18 protein-coding genes are annotated in these 17,735 nt (G+C 66.5%); 8 read left to right on the top strand and 10 right to left on the bottom strand.

What is annotated here, in order from left to right; genetic code table 11:
- The 3 genes from ACMI1Q_RS08990 to aguA all read right to left on the bottom strand — a co-directional run.
- A partial coding sequence (locus tag ACMI1Q_RS08990; RefSeq protein ID WP_419503539.1) for a FeoB small GTPase domain-containing protein occupies positions 1 to 827 on the bottom strand: 827 nt, incomplete at its 3' end.
- Between the two features lie 123 nt (positions 828 to 950).
- Positions 951 to 1,163: a FeoA family protein gene (locus tag ACMI1Q_RS08985; RefSeq protein ID WP_177522411.1), complete on the bottom strand. Its 213-nt coding sequence runs from the start codon at positions 1,161 to 1,163 to the stop codon at positions 951 to 953.
- A gap of 215 nt (positions 1,164 to 1,378) precedes the next feature.
- Positions 1,379 to 2,470: an agmatine deiminase gene (gene aguA, locus ACMI1Q_RS08980; RefSeq protein WP_419503538.1), complete on the bottom strand. Its 1,092-nt coding sequence runs from the start codon at positions 2,468 to 2,470 to the stop codon at positions 1,379 to 1,381.
- A 162-nt stretch (positions 2,471 to 2,632) separates the two neighbouring features.
- On the opposite strand from aguA, the gene pyrB reads away from it, so the two are divergent.
- From pyrB to ACMI1Q_RS08940, 8 genes are all read left to right on the top strand, one after another.
- Positions 2,633 to 3,544 carry an aspartate carbamoyltransferase gene (gene pyrB / locus ACMI1Q_RS08975; RefSeq protein ID WP_177522413.1) on the top strand — a complete coding sequence of 304 codons (912 nt, stop codon included), beginning with the start codon at positions 2,633 to 2,635 and terminating at the stop codon, positions 3,542 to 3,544.
- Complete coding sequence (locus ACMI1Q_RS08970) at positions 3,545 to 3,970, top strand: aspartate carbamoyltransferase regulatory subunit (RefSeq protein ID WP_177522414.1); 426 nt, start codon at positions 3,545 to 3,547, stop codon at positions 3,968 to 3,970.
- Positions 3,971 to 4,193: 223 nt separating this feature from the next.
- Positions 4,194 to 5,111: a 50S ribosomal protein L11 methyltransferase gene (prmA, locus tag ACMI1Q_RS08965; RefSeq protein ID WP_419503537.1), complete on the top strand. Its 918-nt coding sequence runs from the start codon at positions 4,194 to 4,196 to the stop codon at positions 5,109 to 5,111.
- 3 nt (positions 5,112 to 5,114) lie between these two features.
- Positions 5,115 to 5,834 carry an RsmE family RNA methyltransferase gene (locus ACMI1Q_RS08960; protein ID WP_417026301.1) on the top strand — a complete coding sequence of 240 codons (720 nt, stop codon included), beginning with the start codon at positions 5,115 to 5,117 and terminating at the stop codon, positions 5,832 to 5,834.
- Between the two features lie 86 nt (positions 5,835 to 5,920).
- Entirely contained in the window at positions 5,921 to 6,196 is a 276-nt protein-coding gene (locus ACMI1Q_RS08955; RefSeq protein ID WP_419503536.1) for a hypothetical protein, read from the top strand.
- 58 nt (positions 6,197 to 6,254) lie between these two features.
- Entirely contained in the window at positions 6,255 to 6,953 is a 699-nt protein-coding gene (locus ACMI1Q_RS08950; protein ID WP_419503535.1) for a TVP38/TMEM64 family protein, read from the top strand.
- A gap of 129 nt (positions 6,954 to 7,082) precedes the next feature.
- Positions 7,083 to 7,952: a DegV family protein gene (locus ACMI1Q_RS08945; protein WP_419503534.1), complete on the top strand. Its 870-nt coding sequence runs from the start codon at positions 7,083 to 7,085 to the stop codon at positions 7,950 to 7,952.
- Between the two features lie 65 nt (positions 7,953 to 8,017).
- Positions 8,018 to 8,707 (top strand): L-2-amino-thiazoline-4-carboxylic acid hydrolase, encoded by a 690-nt coding sequence (locus tag ACMI1Q_RS08940; protein WP_419503533.1) that lies wholly within the window; start codon positions 8,018 to 8,020, stop codon positions 8,705 to 8,707.
- A gap of 50 nt (positions 8,708 to 8,757) precedes the next feature.
- On the opposite strand, the gene ptsP is transcribed toward ACMI1Q_RS08940, so the two are convergent.
- The 7 genes from ptsP to ACMI1Q_RS08905 all read right to left on the bottom strand — a co-directional run bounded on the left by ptsP (position 8,758) and on the right by ACMI1Q_RS08905 (position 17,679).
- Entirely contained in the window at positions 8,758 to 10,467 is a 1,710-nt protein-coding gene (ptsP, locus tag ACMI1Q_RS08935; RefSeq protein ID WP_419503532.1) for a phosphoenolpyruvate--protein phosphotransferase, read from the bottom strand.
- Positions 10,468 to 10,495: 28 nt separating this feature from the next.
- Positions 10,496 to 10,759 carry an HPr family phosphocarrier protein gene (locus ACMI1Q_RS08930; RefSeq protein WP_177522792.1) on the bottom strand — a complete coding sequence of 88 codons (264 nt, stop codon included), beginning with the start codon at positions 10,757 to 10,759 and terminating at the stop codon, positions 10,496 to 10,498.
- Positions 10,760 to 10,829: 70 nt separating this feature from the next.
- A complete protein-coding gene (locus tag ACMI1Q_RS08925) occupies positions 10,830 to 12,824 on the bottom strand; it encodes a PTS fructose transporter subunit IIABC (RefSeq protein ID WP_419503531.1) in 1,995 nt (664 codons plus the stop codon).
- 127 nt (positions 12,825 to 12,951) lie between these two features.
- Positions 12,952 to 13,851, bottom strand: coding sequence for a 1-phosphofructokinase (pfkB, locus tag ACMI1Q_RS08920; protein ID WP_419503530.1), 900 nt, complete (start codon positions 13,849 to 13,851; stop codon positions 12,952 to 12,954).
- Positions 13,848 to 14,603, bottom strand: a complete 756-nt coding sequence (locus tag ACMI1Q_RS08915; protein WP_330055835.1) for a DeoR/GlpR family DNA-binding transcription regulator — start codon at positions 14,601 to 14,603, stop codon at positions 13,848 to 13,850. Before ACMI1Q_RS08915 ends, pfkB begins: the two co-directional genes overlap by 4 nt.
- 259 nt (positions 14,604 to 14,862) lie before the next feature.
- A complete protein-coding gene (locus tag ACMI1Q_RS08910) occupies positions 14,863 to 16,488 on the bottom strand; it encodes a phosphoenolpyruvate--protein phosphotransferase (RefSeq protein WP_419503529.1) in 1,626 nt (541 codons plus the stop codon).
- 42 nt (positions 16,489 to 16,530) lie between these two features.
- The gene (locus tag ACMI1Q_RS08905) at positions 16,531 to 17,679 is read right to left on the bottom strand and encodes a patatin-like phospholipase family protein (RefSeq protein WP_419503528.1); all 1,149 of its coding nucleotides are present in this window, start codon (positions 17,677 to 17,679) and stop codon (positions 16,531 to 16,533) included.
- Between the last annotated feature and the right edge of the window lie 56 nt (positions 17,680 to 17,735).

The raw sequence follows: 17,735 nt of genomic DNA, 5'->3' as shown, positions 1-17,735 counted from the left end.
TTGGCGTCAGCCAGCAGCACCTCGCCGACGTAGCCCTGGAAGGTCTCGATCCAGGCCACCAGCGTGTCCGCAATCAGCGGACCCACCCAGACCTGCGAGATCTGAAACACCAGGAACATCACCAGCGCGAAGATGGGAATGCCCAGCCAGCGGTTGGTGAGCACCGCGTCGATGGCGTCGCCGGTGCCCTTTTCCCGGGTGAGCACCTGGCGCTTTTCCACCCTGCTCACCAGCTGGTTCACAAAGGCGAAGCGCTGCCGGTCGGCCTCTTCCACCGCCTTTTTGTCGGTCAGGTCCACCTCACCCTGCGTGTAGGGGGCCTTCTGCCCCTTGCCGTAGAGACCCGCCGCGGCGGCCACCACTTCCCGCAGGCCGGTGCCCGCGGTGGAGACGGTGGGGATGACCGGGCAGCCCAGCGCCGCCGAAAGGGCGGCGGCGTCGATGGTGGTGCCCTTTTTCTCGTTCATGTCGTTTTTGTTCAGCGCCACCACCACCGGCACCCCCAGCTCCAGCAGCTGGGTGGTGAAGAACAGGCTGCGGGAGAGGTTGGTGGCGTCCACGATGTTGATGATGGCGTCCGGGTGCTCGTGGCGCACATAGCTGCTGGTGATGCTCTCCTCCGAGGTGAAGGGCGACATGGAGTAGGCGCCGGGCAGGTCCACGGCCACCAGCTCCTCCCCGGCGGGGCAAAAGCTCTTCTTGATGGGGTGTTCCTTCTTTTCCACGGTAACGCCGGCCCAGTTGCCCACCTTCTCGCTGCGCCCGGTGAGGGCGTTGTACATGGTGGTCTTGCCGGAGTTGGGGTTTCCGGTCAGAGCGATTCTCATAAGCGGTTCCTCCTGTCATGCTCAAAGCCCCGCAGGGCGTTCTATCGCAAACGCCGGATGGTTAGCCAAGGCTAACCACGGGGCGCGGCGGTCCGTACAAATGCGCGGGAAAAGCCCCCTGCGTCAAACGCAGATGGCCCCGGCCAGCTGTTCGTCGATGGTGTAGCGCCCGTCCTTGATGGCCACCACGCAGCCCCCTTTCAGGCGGGAGACCACGGTGATGGGCTCGCCGGAAAAGCACCCCAGCGAGAACAGAAAGGCGTCCATCTCCTCGTCGTCGGTGTCGATGGCCCGGATGATGTATTCCCGGCCGGTGTCGGCGTTGTTCAAGGTCATGTTTTCACCTGCCTTCAGCGGAACACGGTGCGGCGGCACCAGTGGTTAGATGGCGCTAACTCCACCGCCGTGAAAAAGCCGGCAGAGCCGGCCGGGCGTTTCGTTAGTCAACGCTAACTTCTACCTGATGATACTCCATCGCAACGGGTTTGTCAATCCCTTTTTGCAAAAAAAGGCGGCCCGGAGCCGGGCCGCCCTGCGTGGCGCGCAAAAAATCACTTCACCTGCTGCTGGGTGATGCAGTGGATGTTGCCCCCGCCGTAGACCACCTCGCGGGTGTAAACGCCCACCACCTTCCGCTCGGGGAACATGGCCTGCACCTGCTCCAGCGCCAGCGGGTCGTTCTCGTCGCCGTACTGGGGCACGATGACGCCGCCGTTCACGATGAGGAAGTTGGCGTAGGAGGCGATGCACACGTCCCCCTCCCGGCGGGGCAGGCTGCCCTCCACCGCGTCGATGGCAAACCCCGCCCCCAGCCGCACCGGCTGTTTGGGCAGGCAGAGCTTGTGCACCTTCAGCCGGCGGCCCTTGGCGTCGGTGGCCCGGCACAGGGTCTCGTAGGCCGCCCGGGCCGGCGCGTAGAAGGGGTCGGCGGGGTCGTCGGTCCAGATGCAGGCCACCTCCCCCGGCTTCACGAAGCAGGCCACGTCGTCCACATGGCCGTTGGTCTCGCCGGGGTCGATGCCGTCCTTCAGCCAGATGACCTTGTCCACGTTCAGATATTCTTTCAGCTGTTCTTCGATCTCGTCCTTGGTCATGTGGGGGTTGCGCCCCGCGCTGAGCAGGCACATCTCGGTGGTGAGCAGGGTGCCCTCCCCGTCCACATGGATGGAGCCGCCCTCCAGCACGAAGCCGGGGGTGTGGTAGCTGTCGATGCCCTCGATCTCGCAAATCTTGCGGGCCACGGCGTTGTCGCTCGCCCAGGGGAAATAGCACCCGTCCACAAGGCCGCCCCAGGCGTTGAACTCCCAGTCGACGCCCCGCACCTCGCCCTTGTCGTTCTTCAAAAAGGTGGGGCCGCAGTCCCGGCACCAGGCGTCGTCGGTGCTCATCTCCACCACCCGCACCTCGTCGGGCAGCTGGTTGCGGGCGTTGGCGTACTGGGCGGCGGAGACCAGCATGGTCACCGGCTCGAAGGCGCTGATGGCCCGGGCTACTTCAACAAAGGCCTTCTGGGCGGGCTTTGCGCCGTCGCGCCAGGTGTCCGGCCGCTCGGGCCAGATCATCCAGATCTTCTCCTGGGGCTCGAACTCGCCGGGCATGCGAAAGCCGTCTTTTCTCGGGGTGCTGCGGATGCGCTTTGCCATGTTTTTCCGCTCCTTTCAGGGGGTCCTGCCGTTATTCTATACCAGCGCCGCGCCCGGCACAAGACCGGACCGCCGCCGGGGCAAAGTTTTTTCAAAAAGGGGCTTGCTTTTTGTGCCGCGCCGTTGTAGAATGAAAAAAATTTGCAAAGGAGGACCCCCTTCGTGAAGAAACTGATCAGTCCGCTCGATCTGACCACGCAGGAGATCGACGAGCTCCTCGCTCTCGCCGACCGAATCATCGAAGACCCCCAGGCTTTTGCTCACAAGTGTGACGGCAAGATCCTGGCCACACTGTTTTTTGAACCCAGCACCCGCACCCGTTTGAGCTTTGAATCCGCAATGCTCAGTCTCGGTGGCAAGGTGTTGGGTTTTTCTTCGGCCAATTCCAGCTCTGCCGCCAAGGGTGAGAGCGTGGCCGACACCGTGCGCACCGTGGAGTGCTATGCCGACATCATCGCCATGCGCCATCCCAAGGAGGGCGCTGCCACCGTGGCCGCTTCCAAGGTGGACTGCCCCCTCATCAACGCCGGCGACGGCGGCCACCAGCATCCCACCCAGACCCTCACCGACCTGCTGACCATCCACCGGCTGAAGGGCCATCTGAACAACCTGACCGTGGGCCTGTGCGGCGACCTCAAGTTCGGCCGCACCGTCCACAGCCTCATCCGCGCCATGATGCGCTATGAGAACATCAAGTTCGTGCTGGTCAGCCCCAAGGAGCTGCAGGTGCCCGACTATATCCGCGACGACCTGGTGCGCAGCGGCTACGAGTTCGAAGAGGTGGAGCGCCTGGAGGACGCCATCGGCAAGATGGACATCCTCTACATGACCCGCGTGCAGCGCGAGCGCTTCTTCAACGAGGAGGACTACATCCGCCTGCGGGACAGCTACATCCTGGACAACGAGAAGATGAAGCTGGCCAAAGAGGACATGATCGTCATGCATCCCCTGCCCCGCGTCAACGAGATCAGCGTGGAGGTGGACGACGACCCCCGCGCCGCCTACTTCCGTCAGGCGAAGTTCGGGCGCTTCGTGCGCATGGCCCTTATCCTGAAAATGCTGGAGGTGGAGTAAATGCTGAACATTGACAGCCTGGAAAAAGGCGTTGTGATCGACCATATCGAGTCCGGCAAGAGCATGGAGATCTACCGCGTGCTGGAACTGGACAAGCTGGACTGCAGCGTGGCCATCATCAAAAACGCCCGCAGCAAGAAGTCCGGCCGCAAGGACATCATCAAGATCGAGGACCGCATCGACATCGACCTGGACGTGCTGGGCTTCATCGACCCCAACATCACCGTCAACATCATCGACGGCGGCCACATCATCGAGAAAAAGCACCTGCAGCTGCCCGAGCGCATCGTGAACGTTGCCAAGTGCAAGAACCCCCGCTGCATCACCAGCGTGGAGCAGGAGCTGGACCATGTGTTCGTGCTCACCGACCCCGAGAAGGGCGTCTACCGCTGCATGTACTGCGAGCAGGAGTATAAGCGCGGCTGAAAGCCCGCCGCCTCTGCCGCCCCGGCAAGCCCGGCAGAGCGCTGAACGGCTCGCCCGGCCCCCGTGTTTTGAACACGGGGGCCGCTTTTTGTTGAAAACTCCCGGCCCCTTTCCTCGTTGTGTGGAACAAAGGGGCTTTTCTTCTCTCTTTTTTCACAAAAACGCCGCAGGGGATGCTATAATAATACATTAGAAACGAAACCACCCCAAGGAGGGCCCCTTTATGCAGTGGACCGACATCAAGATCACCGTTCCCAAAGCCCAGGCGGAGGACGCCGAGGCCATCGCCACCGGCGTGTCCGGCGGCGGCATCTACATCGAGGACTATTCCGACCTGGAAGAACAGGTGGAGCGCATCGCCCACGTGGACCTCATCGAGCAGGACCTGCTGGACAAGGACCGCACCCACGTGACGGTGCATCTGTATCTCTCCCCCGACGAGAACCCCGCCGAGGTGCTGGACCTGCTGCGGGGCCGGCTGGAAGCCGCCGAGCTGGACTACTCCCTCGCCGCGGACGGCGTGGAGCAGCAGGACTGGGAGACCGCCTGGAAGGCCTATTACCACGCCCTGCCCATCGGCCAGCGGCTGGCCATCGTGCCCAGCTGGGAGGAATACCCCACCGACCGCATCGTCATCCGGCTGGACCCGGGCATGGCCTTCGGCACCGGCACCCATGAGACCACCGCCCTGTGCCTTGCCGCGCTGGACGAACTGGTCAAGGGCGGCGAGCGGGTGCTGGACATCGGCACCGGCAGCGGCATCCTGGCCATCGCGGCCCTCAAGCTGGGGGCGGCCGGGGCCGAGGGCGTGGACATCGACCCCATGTGCGTGCGCACCGCCGGCGAGAACGCCCAGCTGAACGGCGTGGACGGCAAGCTGAAGGTGCTGGTGGGCGATCTGTCCGACAAGGCCACCGGCAAATACGACATCATCACCGCCAACATCGTGGCCAACGCCATCCTGCATCTGGCCCCCTGCGTGCCCGCCCTGCTGGCGAAAGGCGGCACCTTCATCGCCAGCGGCATCATCGACGCGCGGGAAGAGGAAGTGTGCGCCGGGCTTGCCGCCGCGGGCCTCAAGGTGGCCGAGGTGCGCCGCCAGGGCGGCTGGGTGGCCATCCTCTGCAAGGGCGGGGTGTGAAAAATGCCCCACCGCTATTTTGCTTCGGAAATCGATGGCGCCACCGCCGCCCTCACCGGCCCGGACGCCCATCACCTGGGAAAGGTGATGCGGGCCAAACCCGGCGACGCGGTGATTCTGTGCGACGGGGCGGGCTTTGACTACACCGCCGCCGTCACCTCCGTGACCCCCGACCGGGTGGAGTTCGCCCTGCTGGAAAAGCGCCCCACCGCCGCCGAGCCCTCGGTGGAGGTGACCCTCTTCGCCGGCTATCCCAAGCAGGATAAGCTGGAGTTCATCGTCCAGAAGGCGGTGGAGCTGGGCGCGGTGCGCGTGGTGCCCTTCTTCAGCCGCTTCTGCGTGGCCGCCCCCAAAAAAGAGGAGCAGAAGAACGCCCGCTACGCCCGCATCGCCGCCGAGGCGGCAAAACAGGCGGGCCGGGGCCTCGTGCCCGCGGTGGAGCTGCCCCTGGACGTCAAGGACCTGCCCGCCCGCTTTGACCAGTTCGACCTGGTGCTCTTTTTCTACGAGGGCGGCGGCGAGAGCCTGCGCACGCTGGTGAAGGACCAAAAGCGCATCGCCCTCATCACCGGGGCCGAGGGGGGCTTTTCCCCCGAGGAGGCGGCGGCCCTCACCGCCGCCGGCGCGGTGCCGGTGGGCCTTGGGCCCCGCATTTTGCGCTGCGAGACCGCCCCGGTGGCGGGCCTTGCCGCGGTGATGACCCTGGCGGGCCAGCTGGAATGAGACTTCGCGGCGCATAGCCGCGCGCCTTTTGTGGAACACTACGGGTGGTTTTATACCACACATCGTTCTGCAAAGGAGCATCGTTTATGAAACGCATCGTGACCGTGGCGGCGGCTCTGGCCCTGACGCTGAGCCTCGCCGGCTGCTGGGGCGGCGACAAGCCCGCCTCCAGCGCAAAACCCACCCCCACCCCTTCCATGAGCAGCAGCGCCTCGGGCGGCTCGTCCATGGAAAGCGGCATGTCCGGCAGCATGGAGGACGGCATGGACAGCTCCGCCTCCACCGGCATGTCCGGCAGCGGCAGCCTTGCCGCCAGCGAGGGCATGGGCAACAGCGCCGTCACCTCCGGCAGTGCCGGCTGACCGCATCCGCCGGCCCGGCGCCTTTGGGGCGCCGGGCCGCACTCTTTGGGAGGAGCCTATGAACAAAAGCAAAAAACAGCTTGCCTCGGCGGCGGTGCTGGTGCTGCTGTGCGCCGGGTGCGCCGCGGCGGCGGTGGCCTTCCGCCACGAGATCTGGGCCCTCATCACCAGCCAGACCGCCCGGGACGAGTTTGTGGAGTGGGTGCGCTCCCACGGGGTGTGGGGCATGCTGGTGTTCCTGGCGCTGGAGGTGTTCCAGATCGTGGTGGCCGTGGTGCCCGGCGAGCCGGTGCAGATCATGGCCGGCGCGCTCTACGGCCCGGTGGGCGGGCTTGCCCTCTGCCTTGTGGGCATCCTCCTCGGCAGCACCCTGATCTATTACTTCGTGCGGGCCCTGGGGGCCAAAGCCGTGGACCCGGCGGTGCTGCACAAATACCGCTTTCTGCAGGACGAAAAGCGGGTCCGCAGCGCCCTGTACTTACTCTTTTTCCTGCCGGGCATGCCCAAGGACCTGCTCACCTACATCGGGCCCTTCCTGCCCCTGAAGCCCCGGGAGTTCCTGTTCATCTGCACCCTGGCCCGCTTCCCCGCCCTGCTGGCCAGCACCGTGGCGGGCGACAGCCTCTTCGAGGGCAACATCGTGCTGCCCCTGGTGCTGGGGGCGGTCACCGGCACGCTGGGCCTTGCGTGCATCCGGGGCGAGCAGCGCATCGTGGACTGGCTGCACCGCCGCCGCGACAAGCTGGCGCCCAAATGAGAAAAAGCCGCCCAAGAGGCGGCTTTTTTGCCGCGGCGGCCCGTTAAAAAAACAACGGCGGGCCTTTTCAAAGCAGGCCCGAATGTGGTACAATTTCCAAAGAAGCCAAAAAAAGAGGAGTGTGTCAAAATGGCTGAATACGTATTGTTCACCGAGTCCACCGCCGATCTGACGGCGGAGCTCGTGCAGCAGCTGGGCGTGGAAGTGCTGCCCATGCTTTTTTCCCTTGACGGCAAGGAATACAACAACTACCCCGACAACCGGGAGCTGGACCCCCATGCCTTTTACGACGCGCTGCGCGCCGGCGGCATGAGCACCACCAGCCAGATCAACCAGACCACCTTCGAGGAGGCCTTCTCCCCCGTGCTGGAAGCGGGCAAGGACATCCTGTATCTGGCCTTCTCCAGCGGCCTGTCCGGCACCTACCACTCCGCCTGCCTCGCGGCGGAGGAGCTGGCGGAAAAGTATCCTGAGCGCACCGTGCGGGTGATCGACACCCTGCAGGCCAGCATGGGCGAGGGCCTGGCGGTCTACTACGCCGCCACCCTGAAGAACGAGGGCAAGAGCCTCGCGGAAGTGGCCGATTGGTTCGAGGCCAACAAGATGCGGGTGTGCGCCTGGTTCACGGTGGACGACCTGATGTTCTTGAAGCGCGGCGGCCGCCTGGGCGGCGGCGCCGCTGTGGTGGGCACCCTGCTGGGCATCAAGCCGGTGCTGCATGTGGACGACGACGGCCACCTCATCGCCATGGAGAAGGTGCGCGGCCGCCGCGCCAGCCTGGACGGTCTGGTGAAGCACTTCGCTTCCAGCGACGTGCCCCCCGCCGAGCAGGTGGTGTTCGTCAGCCACGGCGACTGCCCCGAGGACTGCCAGTATGTGGCCGACCGCTGCAAGGAACTGGGAGCGAAGGAAGTGCACATCGGCACCATCGGCCCGGTCATCGGCGCTCACTCCGGCCCCGGCACCGTGGCGCTCTTCTTCCTGGGCTCGAAGCGATAAAAAAACAGAGCAGTCCGCCGCCCCCTGCCGGGGGCGGCGTCTGTGTATCCAAAAGGAGGAGCAGGATGGGTTTTACCGAAAAAACGCAGGTGTTTCTCATCGCCGCGTGGTACAAGGAACTGAACGAGGCCTTCGGCGAGCGGGGGCAGCGGGCCTTCGTGCTGGCCGTCAAGCACTACGCCCGCCAGCGGGGCGAGCGGATGGCCCAGCGGGCCGTGCGGGACGGCCAGGAACTGAACTACGCCTCCTACTGCGCCTACTGCGAGTGGGCGCCCTCAGAAGAGACCCTGGCCGGCGGCGAGGAGTGTGTGTCCCACCTGCGCAGCACCGCGCCGGACTATGTCTATGAGGTGTACCCCTGCGTGTGGTTCACCGCCTTCACCCAGCAGAACGCCCTGGAGGCGGGCCGGCTCTACTGCCGCCATCTGGACGAGGCCATCGCCCGGGCCTTCAGCAGCTCGCTGCAGTTCTACACCGTGGAGACCCAGCACTGCGCCGACCGGTGCGTGTTCTGCATCCGGGACGCGGGCTTCGGCCCGGACACGGTGGTGCAGCGCCGCACCGAGTACGTCAAGGGCTTCGACTACCACTGCGCCCACACCTTCTACGCCTTCGCCGAGACCGCCGCCGGCGTGTTCGGCCGGCCGGGCGAGGCCCTCGCCGCCCGGGTGCTGGCGGCGTTTGAGGCGGAATACGGCCCGGAGATGCGCCGGCAGCTGGAGGCCTTCGCCTCGGAAAACTTCGACCGCGCCTGAAAAAAGCAGAAAAGCGCTCCCCCGGCCGGGGGAGCGCTTTTTGTTTTGGTTTATTCCTTTTTCATCGAGCCCAGGCAGCCGAGGATGCTCTCGGCGGCGCTGAGCTTCATGGCCTCTTTCTCCGCGAAGGCCGCGTCGGCGGCGCTCCACAGGCTGATGGACCGCTTGGTGGCCAGGATGGAGCTGGCGCTCACGCTGAACTCGTCCAGGCCCCAGGCCAGCAGCAGCGGCAGCAGCGCCGGGTCGGCGGCGGCCTCGCCGCACATGCCCACCGGGATGCCGGCCGCCTTGGCCGCGGCGATCACGCTCTTGATGCTGCGCAGCACCGCTGGGTGGAACACGGTGTAGAGCTTCGCCACCTTGGCGTTGCCCCGGTCCACCGCCAGGGTGTACTGGGTCAGGTCGTTGGTGCCGATGGAAAAGAAGTCCGCCTCCTGGGCCAGCAGGTCCGCCACCAGGGCGGCGGCGGGGGTCTCGATCATCACGCCCACCTTGATGTCCGCGTCAAAGGGCTTGCCCTCGGCGGCAAGCTCGGCCTTGGCCTTTTCCAGCAGGGCCTTGGCCGCCCGCAGTTCCTCCACGCCGGTGACCAGCGGCAGCATGATGCGCACGTTGTGCTTTTCCGCGCCCGCCCGCAAAAGGGCCCGCAGCTGGGTCATATAAAGCTCCGGGTTATCCAGGCAGTAGCGGATGGCCCGGTGCCCCAGGAAGGGGTTCTCTTCCTTGTCCATGCCCAGATACGGCACGTCCTTGTCGCCGCCCACGTCCAGGGTGCGGATGATGACCTCGCCCCCCGCGAACTGGGCCGCCACCTGCCGGTAGGCCGCCAGCTGCTCTTCCTCGGTGGGGGCCGCGTCCCGGTCCATGAAGAGGAACTCGGTGCGGAACAGGCCGATGCCCTCCGCGCCCTTTTCCAGGGCGGGGGCCGCGTCTTCCGGGCGGCCGATGTTGGCGTAGAGCGCCACCGGGCGGCCGTCGGCGGTGACGGTGGGCTTGCCCAGATACTCCTTCAGCACCGCGCGCCGGGCCTCAAAGGCCTCCCGCCGGGCTTCGTAGTCCTTCACCGTGCGCTCGTCCGGGTCCACATAGACGTGGCCCAGCTCGCCGTCCATGGCGATCTTCGCGCCGGGGGCGATGGCCTCCAGCGCCCCGGGCACGCTGAGCACCGCGGGGATCTCCAGTGCCCGGGCCAGGATGGCCGAGTGGCTGGTGGCGCCCCCCGTTTCGGTGATGATGCCGGCAATGTTCTCCCGTTTGAGGCCCACCGTCATGCTGGGGGTCAGGTCGTGGGCCACGATCACCGTGCCCGCGGGCGCGGCGGCCAGGTCCTGGTCCTCACGGCCCAGCAGGGTCTTGAGCAGCCGGTCCCGCAGGTCGGCCACGTCGGTGGCCCGCTGGCGGGTCAGTTCGTCCTCCACCGCACTGAACATGGCGATGAAGCTGCCGCACACCGCGTCCACCGCAGCCTCGGCCACCGCGCCGCCCTCGATCTGCTCGTTCATCTGGCCGATCATGAAGGGGTCGGCCAGCATCATGATCTGGCCGGAGAGGATCTCCGCCGCGTGCTCGCCCACCTGGCTGGTCATGGCCTGGGCCATGGCGGCCAGCGTGTCGCTCACCGATTTGGCCGCCGCGGCAAGGCGCGCCTTTTCCTGTTCGGCTCCGGCGTACTGCACGCCGGACCAGTCCAGCTCCTGGGTCTGCACCACCAGAGCCGTGCCCAGGCCCACGCCCGCGCAAACGCCCGTTCCCTTCAGCATGTCGAACCTCTCCTTCCCTTTTTTGTGGTTACTCGCCCAGGCCGTTTTCGATCAGGCGCACGGCCTCCAGCAGGGCGGCCTCCTCGTCGGGGCCACTGCACTGCACTTCCACCTCGGTGCCGCACTTGATGCAGGCGGCGATGAGGTTCATGATGCTCTTGGCGTTCACGGTCTTGCCGTTCGCCACCAGATTCACGTCGCTGTCGAACTTCATCATGGCGTTGGCAAACATGCCGGCGGGGCGCATATGCATGCCCATGGGGTTGCGGATAACGGTTTTAGTCGAGACCATCTTTTTCTTCTCCTTTGTCTGTTTTGATAAAGACGGGGGGCGCTTGGGCCCCCCGCAGGGTTCAAAGGGTTCAGGCTTCCTTGTTCTTCTTCAGCACCGCCAGCAGGGCCATGCCCACGACGCTGCCCGCCACCAGGCTGATAACGTAGCCCAGCACGTTGGTGACCACGGGGAAGACGAAGATGCCGCCGTGGGGAGCCATCAGGCCGCAGTCGAAGACCATGGACAGAGCGCCGGCCACCGCGCTGCCAACAACGCAGCTGGGGATGACGCGCAGGGGGTCGGCGGCGGCGAAGGGAATGGCGCCCTCAGAGATGAAGCACAGGCCCATGATGTAGTTCACCACGCCGGACTTGCGCTCGTCGGCGGTGAACTTCTTCTTGAAGAAGGTGGTGCACAGGGCGATGGCGATGGGGGGCACCATGCCGCCCACCATGACGCTGGCCATCATCTGGTACTCGATGGCGCCCTGGCCCGCGCCCGCCGCAAGGGCGGTGGCGATGGCGCCGGTGCCGGTGACGTAAGCGGCCTTGTTGAAGGGGCCGCCCATGTCGATGCTCATCATGCCGCCCAGCACAGCGCCCAGCAGGATCTTGCTGGTGCCGCCCAGGCTGGAAAGGAAGCTGGTCAGGCCGGTGTTCAGCGCGCCGACGATGGGGCCGAAGGCACACATGAACAGGCCCATGAAGAGAACGCCCACCACGGGGTAGAGCAGGATGGGTTTGATGCCCTCCAGGCTGCGGGGCAGCTTTTCGCACAGCTTTTCAAAGGCCAGCATGAAGTAGCCGCCCACAAAGCCCGCCAGCAGCGCGCCCAGGAAACCGGAGGAAACGGGGTCGGCGGTGCCGGCGATGGTGGCGAAGCTGGTGCCCGCCGCGGCCATGCTGCCGCCCACGAAGCCCACCACCAGACCCGGACGGTCGGCGATGCTCATGGCGATGTAGCCCGCCAGGATGGGCAGCATGAAGTTGAAGGCCACGCCGCCGATGGTCTTGAAGAAGGCGGCGATGGGGGTGCCCATGCCGAAGTTGGCAGCGTTGTTGGGGTCAAAGTCGTCCAGCAGGAAGGCCAGGGCGATGAGGATGCCGCCGCCGATGACGAAGGGCAGCATGTGGGAAACGCCGTTCATCAGGTCCTTGTAGGTCTTGCGGCCCAGGGATTCCTTCACGGCGGAGGCAGTCTCCACGGTCTCGGCGCCGCCCTGGTGATGGTAGACGGGAGCGGAGCCCTCCGCCGCCTTCTTCACCAGTTCCTCGGCCTTGTGGATGCCGTCGCTCACCGGCACGAAGATGACGGGCTTGCCGTCGAAGCGGGCGGTCTCCACGTTCTTGTCGGCGGCCACGATGATGCCGTCGGCCGCGGCGATCTCCTCGGCGGTCAGGGCGTTCTTCACGCCGCCGGAGCCGTTGGTCTCCACCTTCACGGTGATGTTCAGGGCCTTGCCGGCCTTCTCCAGGGCCTCGGCGGCCATGTAGGTGTGGGCGATGCCGGTGGGGCAGGCGGTGACCGCCAGCACCCGGTACTCGCCGCCCGCGTTCCTGGCGGCCTTGGCGGCGGCCTCCTCGGCGGTGTCCACCGACTCAACGCCGGGCACGCCGGTCTCGCCGTACTTGGCGGCCTCGGCCTTGTCGATCACCGCCAGAAATTCCTCGGCGGTCTTGGCGGCACGCAGGCCGGAGGTGAACTCCGGGTCCATCAGCAGCACCATCAGGCGGCTGAGGATCTCCAGATGGAGGTTGCCGTCCAGGGGGGCGGCGATCATGAAGAACAGGTCGCTGGGCTGTTTGTCCATGGCGCCGTAGTCCACGCCCTGGGAAAGGGTCATGGCCGCGAGGCCGGGGTTCGAAACAGCGTCGCTCTTGGCGTGAGGCACGGCGATGCCCGCCTCGATGGCGGTGCTGCTCTGGGCCTCGCGGGCCAGGATGGCCTCCTTGTAGGCGGCTTTGTCCGCCAGGTGGCCGCCGGCGGCCTGCAGGTCGATCAGGGTGTCGATGGCGCCCGCCTTGTCGGCGGTCTGACCGCCCAGCAGAATGCTCTGGGGTTTCAACAGGTCTGTGATGCGCATGTTGTTCCTTCCTCTCTCTATTCTAAAAGCTAAGGCTCTGCCCGCTTTGGGTCAGCGATGGAATTGCGCCGGAAAGACCCGGCGCGGGGTGAAGTGCGCCAGAGGATCGGGGGCTGCCCCCGCCGCCTCAGCGCTGCAAAAGGGACTCGATCTCGGTCCGGGTGGCAAGGGTGTCGGAGAAGGCGGTGGCGCTGCCGCAGGCGGAGCCCAGGCGCAGCGCCCAGGCGTAGTCGCCCTTTTCCAGCCAGCCGGCCACGAAGCCGGCCACCATGGAATCGCCCGCGCCCACCGAGTTCTTCACCTTACCCTTGAAGGCTTCCAGCCGGTGCACATTGCCGCCCTCGTCCAGCAGCAGCGCGCCGTCGCCCGCCATGCTCACCAGCACGTTGCGCGCGCCCTTCTGCTGCAAAAGGCGGGCGCACTCCACGATCTCCTCGTCGGTGGAAAGGGTGCGGCCGAAGATCTCGCCCAGCTCGTGGTTGTTGGGCTTGATGAGGAACGGGCGGTAGGGCAGCACCTTCACCAGCAGTTCGCCGGTGGCGTCCACCGCGCAGAGCACCCCTTTCGGGGCCAGCCGCGCCAGGATGCGCTGGTAGATGTCGCTGGGCAGGCTGGCGGGGATGCTGCCCGCCAGCACCAGCACGTCGCCGGCGGCGAGGCGCTCCAGTTTCCGGAACAGCTCTTCCAGCGCCCCGGCGGGGATGGCCGGGCCCCGGCCGTTGATCTCGGTCTCAACAGAGGCCTTGATCTTCACGTTGATGCGGGTCAGCCCCTCGGGCAGGCGGATGAAATCGGCGCTCACCCCCCGGCGGGCCAGCCCCGCCTCCACGGCCTCGCCGGTGAAGCCCGCCACGAAGCCCAGGGCCACGCTCTTGAAGCCCAGCTGGCCCAGCACGCAGGAGACGTTGATGCCCTTGCCGCCCAGCTGGATGTCCTCGCTCTCGGTGCGATTCACCGCCCCCGGCTCAAAGGCCGGCAGGCGCACCACATAGTCCAGCGCGGGGTTGAAGGTCACGGTGTAGATCATTGGTCAGGTTCGACCTCCTTGATGATGGCATGTTTTGCGTAAACTTTGTCCGGCAGGCGGTCGGTGATGATGCAGCCCCGCTCAAGGGGGGCCACCGTCACCGCCGAGACGCGGCCGAACTTGGAAGCGTCCGCCAGGATGTAGCTCACATAGGCCTGGTCCATGGCGGTGGATTTCACCAGCGCCTCCTCCGGGTCGGGGGTGGTGTAGCCCTGGCTCAGGGCGATGCCGTTCACCCCAAGGAAGGCTTTGGTGAAGTTGTAGCGGGAAAGGCCCTGCACCGCCGCGGCGCCCACGATGGCCTCGGTGCCCGGCTTGAGCATGCCCCCCAGCACATAGGCCTTGAAGCCCTTCTGCACCAGCTTCTGGGCGTGCATCACGCCGCTCGTCACGATCACCGCGCCCCCCGGCTGCAGGAAGTCCAGCATCATCAGAGTGGTGCTGCCCGCGTCCAGAAAGACCACGTCGTCCGGCTGGATCTGCTTTGCCGCATAGCGGGCGATGGCCTGCTTTTCGGCCACGTTCAGCTGCTCCTTGGCGCTCATGGCCGCTTCGCCGGAGTCGAAGGCCTCTTCCCGGGCCACCGCGCCGCCGTGCACTTTGTTTAGTTTGCCCTGCCCGGCCAGGAGTATCAGATCCCGCCGGATGGTGGACTCGGATGCGTCCAGCGCCTGGGCCAGCTCGGTGACGGTGGCCGCCCGCTTTTTGTGCAGCAGCTCCTGGATGGCCGCGAACCGCTCTTCTGCCAGCATTCCCCTCACTTCCTTTCTTCTGCCTTCACTATACCACGGCAAATAATCAAAATCAAGCAAATTCATTCACAAGAGCGCACAAATTTGGCGGCGTATTTTGGTCACTGTGCATAGTTTTGACTGATTTCTCCCGAAATGAGGGCAAATTTCTCCTTTTAAACGCGAAATCTGTCAAAAATCGCGCACGTTCGCGCACGATAGAACGCAAAAAAGGTCCCGGCACGGAATGTGCCGGGACCGGAAGGTTTGACGGGTGGGGTCAGTCCGTTTCGGGGGCGGTCAGGTCCTCCTCCAGCAGGCGGGCCTTCACCTGCAGCAGGCTGGCCGCCTCGGTGGAAAAGCAGCGCACGCCCTGCCGGGCATAGCGCACCACCTGATTGGGGCTGCCCGCGTGCACCCCGCAGATGCACACCGGCGCGCCCGTGCCGGCCGCCGCCTCGAGGACCATGCCCACCAGCCGGTGCACCGCCGGGCTGCGGGCGCTGAAAAAGTCGGAGAAGCGGCCGTCCAGCCGGTCGGCGGCGTAGGTGTACTGCACCAGGTCGTTGGTGCCCACCACCAGAAAACGGCACCCGGCGGCCAGGATGTCCCCCGCCAGCAGGGCGGCGCTGGGGGTCTCCACCATGCAGCCGAACTCCATCTCATCGTTGAACACGACGCCCCGGCGGCGCAGGGTGCGGCGGGCCTTTTCCACATGATGCATGGCCCGCTGCCAGTCCTCCGGGCAGGAGACCATGGGGATGGCCACCCGCAGCGGCCCCCGGGCCCCCGCCCGCAGCAGCGCGCACAGCTGCTCTTCGAACATCTGGGGGTGGGCAAGGCTCATCCGCAGGCCCCGCATGCCCAGGGCGGGGTTGGGGGAAGCCTCGGTGAGGCCGGGCACGCTCTTGTCCGCGCCGATGTCGAAGGTGCGCACCGTCACCGGCTTGCCGCCCGCGGCCTGCAGGCAGCTGAGGTAGAAATAATACTGCTCCTCCTCGCTGGGGATGCGCCCCGCCATGATGGAGAACTCGCTGCGCAAAAGGCCCACGCCCTCCGCGCCCGCCTGCATGGCCAGCTCCACGTCCTCGGGGCCGGAGCAGCTGGCCATCAGGGCCACATGGGCGCCGTCCTTGGTGCGGCAGGGCCCCGCCGCGCCCAGGGCCGCCAGCCGTTTTTTCAGGATGGAAGCGCCCACGATGCGCCGCTGGGCGTCCTTGCGCACGGCCTCGTCCGGCTCCAGGATGAGGCGGCCGTTGTCCGCGTCCAGCACCGCGCCGGCGGCGCAGTTCTGGCTCAAAAAGCCCGCCCCCAGCTGCACCACCGCGGGGATGCCCATGGTGCGGGCGATGATGGAGGCGTGGCTCTGTTCGCTGCCCTCGGCGCAGGCCACCCCCAGCAGCATGCCCCGCCCGATGGAGACGATGTCGCTGGGATAGATGTATTCGCTCACCAGGATGGAGGGCGTTTCCAGCCGCAGGGGGGTGCGGGGCCGCCCGTCCAGGATGTTCACCACCCGGCGGCAGGCGTCCAGCACGTCCATCGCCCGCTGGCGTATGTAGTCGTCGTCGGCGGCCTCGATGCGCCCGGCGTACAGCTGGGCCGCCCGCTCCACCGCGGGGGCCGCCCCCGCGCCGGCGGCGATGTAGGAGGCGATCTCCCGGTTGAGGCCGGGGTCGTCCAGCATCACCTGCTGGAACAGAAAGATGTCCTTGTCGGTGCCCACGGCGGCCTCTTCCAGAAGGCGAAGCTCGTCCTTCGCCAGCACCACCGCCGCGTTCAGCAGGGCCTGTTCCCGGCCGGGGGTCTGCACCACCCGTTCCAGGCCCGGCCCGCTGTGCTGCAGCCGCCGCACGGGTCCCATCACCAGACCCGGCGACGCCGTCGCGCCCTGATACATCTGCATGGATGCTCCCCCTTTCCAACGAAGGCCCTGTGAAAAACGGCCTTACTGCTCGGTGAGAACAAAGCGCACCAGCGCTGTCAAAAACTCGCCCGGCACCGCGGCGGACACCGCCGCCTCCATCGGGCGCCAGCCCGCCTCCTGCCGCAGCAGCGGGTAGAAGCGGGCGGCCGCCTCGCCGTCGCTCTTTTGCAAAAAAGCCTCGCACAGCTCGTCCGCGGTGTAAATGCCCACCGGGTCCACCCCGGCCAGCTCGGCCGCCCGCTCCAGCGGGGCCAGCGCCCGGGCCTGCTCGGTGGCGCACCAGCGCTCCATGGGGCGCAGCGCCGCGCCCTCGGTCAGCGCCAGCGAGGGGCTGCGGCTGATGGCCGAGCGCAGCAGCCGCGCATAGGGCCGCACGAACCGCTCGGCCAGCTTTTTGTCCTCCCCCGCCCGCAGGGCGTAGGCGGTGCCCGCAAGGCGGCCGAAGGCCCGGTAGCAGTCCTGATAGCCCAGGGCGATGTTCCGCTTCGCCGTGGCGGGCTCAAAGCGCAGGATGGGCCCCAGGTCCCAGTAGCTGCGCACGCAGGTGGTGGGCAGGCCGGTGAGGTTGGGCAGGGTCACGCCCACGCCGTCCACGTCCACCGCCAGCAGCTCCTCCGCGCCCATCCGGGCCGCGAGACCCAGGGGCATGTTGTCGGACCAGCCGCCGTCGATGTATTCCTCCCCGTCGATGGTGCGGGCCTGAAAGGCCGGGAAGCAGGCCGCCGAGGCCAGCATGTAGTCCGCAAGGCGGCCTTCGGGTATCTCTTCCAGCGTCAGCTTCAGGGGCCGCAGGGTGTTTTTCTGCACCGTCACAAGGCCGTAGCGCACCGGCGCCGCCCGCAGGGCCTTTTCGTCCACCACCCGGCGCACGGTGGCCTCCAGCGGGGTCACGTCCATGCCGCCGTGCTCCACCGCCGCCTGCAAAAAGTCGCCCCAGTCGGCGGGGCGGCCATCCGGGGCCGGCTCCATCACCTGCCCGTCGCCGATGGTCAGCCACATCTCCTGGGCCAGTTCCCAGTCGTCCAGGGCGAAGAGCGCCCCGTTCAGGCACCCCACCGAGGTGCCCGCAATCACGCCGGGGCGCCAGTCCAGCTCGTCCAGGGCCTTGTAGACCCCCACCTGATAGCTGCCCTTGGCGCCGCCGCCGGCCAGCACAAGACCTTTTGTCATCCCAGCGTCCTTTCCGGCCCGGGGGCCACGTGTGGTTTCTTTATTATACCATATTA

Source organism: Candidatus Allofournierella excrementavium, assembly GCF_048526665.1.
GTDB lineage: Bacteria > Bacillota > Clostridia > Oscillospirales > Ruminococcaceae > Allofournierella_A > Allofournierella_A excrementavium.
Note: the sequence above shows the minus strand (reverse complement) of the source record. Positions and strands in the feature narration are given on the sequence as shown.

Bases quoted from the DNA above. Each gene is read 5' to 3' on its own strand.
- pfkB (WP_419503530.1), bottom strand. From the start codon at position 13,851: ATGATCTACACCGTGACCTTCAACCCCGCGCTGGACTATGTGGTGCGC.
- ptsP (WP_419503532.1), bottom strand. From the start codon at position 10,467: ATGCTGAAGGGAACGGGCGTTTGCGCGGGCGTGGGCCTGGGCACGGCT.
- ACMI1Q_RS08960 (WP_417026301.1), top strand. From the start codon at position 5,115: ATGCCCCACCGCTATTTTGCTTCGGAAATCGATGGCGCCACCGCCGCC.
- ACMI1Q_RS08945 (WP_419503534.1), top strand. From the start codon at position 7,083: ATGGCTGAATACGTATTGTTCACCGAGTCCACCGCCGATCTGACGGCG.
- ACMI1Q_RS08910 (WP_419503529.1), bottom strand. From the start codon at position 16,488: ATGCAGATGTATCAGGGCGCGACGGCGTCGCCGGGTCTGGTGATGGGA.
- ACMI1Q_RS08970 (WP_177522414.1), top strand. From the start codon at position 3,545: ATGCTGAACATTGACAGCCTGGAAAAAGGCGTTGTGATCGACCATATC.
- ACMI1Q_RS08930 (WP_177522792.1), bottom strand. From the start codon at position 10,759: ATGGTCTCGACTAAAACCGTTATCCGCAACCCCATGGGCATGCATATG.
- ACMI1Q_RS08915 (WP_330055835.1), bottom strand. From the start codon at position 14,603: ATGCTGGCAGAAGAGCGGTTCGCGGCCATCCAGGAGCTGCTGCACAAA.
- ACMI1Q_RS08905 (WP_419503528.1), bottom strand. From the start codon at position 17,679: ATGACAAAAGGTCTTGTGCTGGCCGGCGGCGGCGCCAAGGGCAGCTAT.
- ACMI1Q_RS08940 (WP_419503533.1), top strand. From the start codon at position 8,018: ATGGGTTTTACCGAAAAAACGCAGGTGTTTCTCATCGCCGCGTGGTAC.
- ACMI1Q_RS08950 (WP_419503535.1), top strand. From the start codon at position 6,255: ATGAACAAAAGCAAAAAACAGCTTGCCTCGGCGGCGGTGCTGGTGCTG.
- aguA (WP_419503538.1), bottom strand. From the start codon at position 2,470: ATGGCAAAGCGCATCCGCAGCACCCCGAGAAAAGACGGCTTTCGCATG.
- ACMI1Q_RS08985 (WP_177522411.1), bottom strand. From the start codon at position 1,163: ATGACCTTGAACAACGCCGACACCGGCCGGGAATACATCATCCGGGCC.
- prmA (WP_419503537.1), top strand. From the start codon at position 4,194: ATGCAGTGGACCGACATCAAGATCACCGTTCCCAAAGCCCAGGCGGAG.
- ACMI1Q_RS08955 (WP_419503536.1), top strand. From the start codon at position 5,921: ATGAAACGCATCGTGACCGTGGCGGCGGCTCTGGCCCTGACGCTGAGC.
- ACMI1Q_RS08925 (WP_419503531.1), bottom strand. From the start codon at position 12,824: ATGCGCATCACAGACCTGTTGAAACCCCAGAGCATTCTGCTGGGCGGT.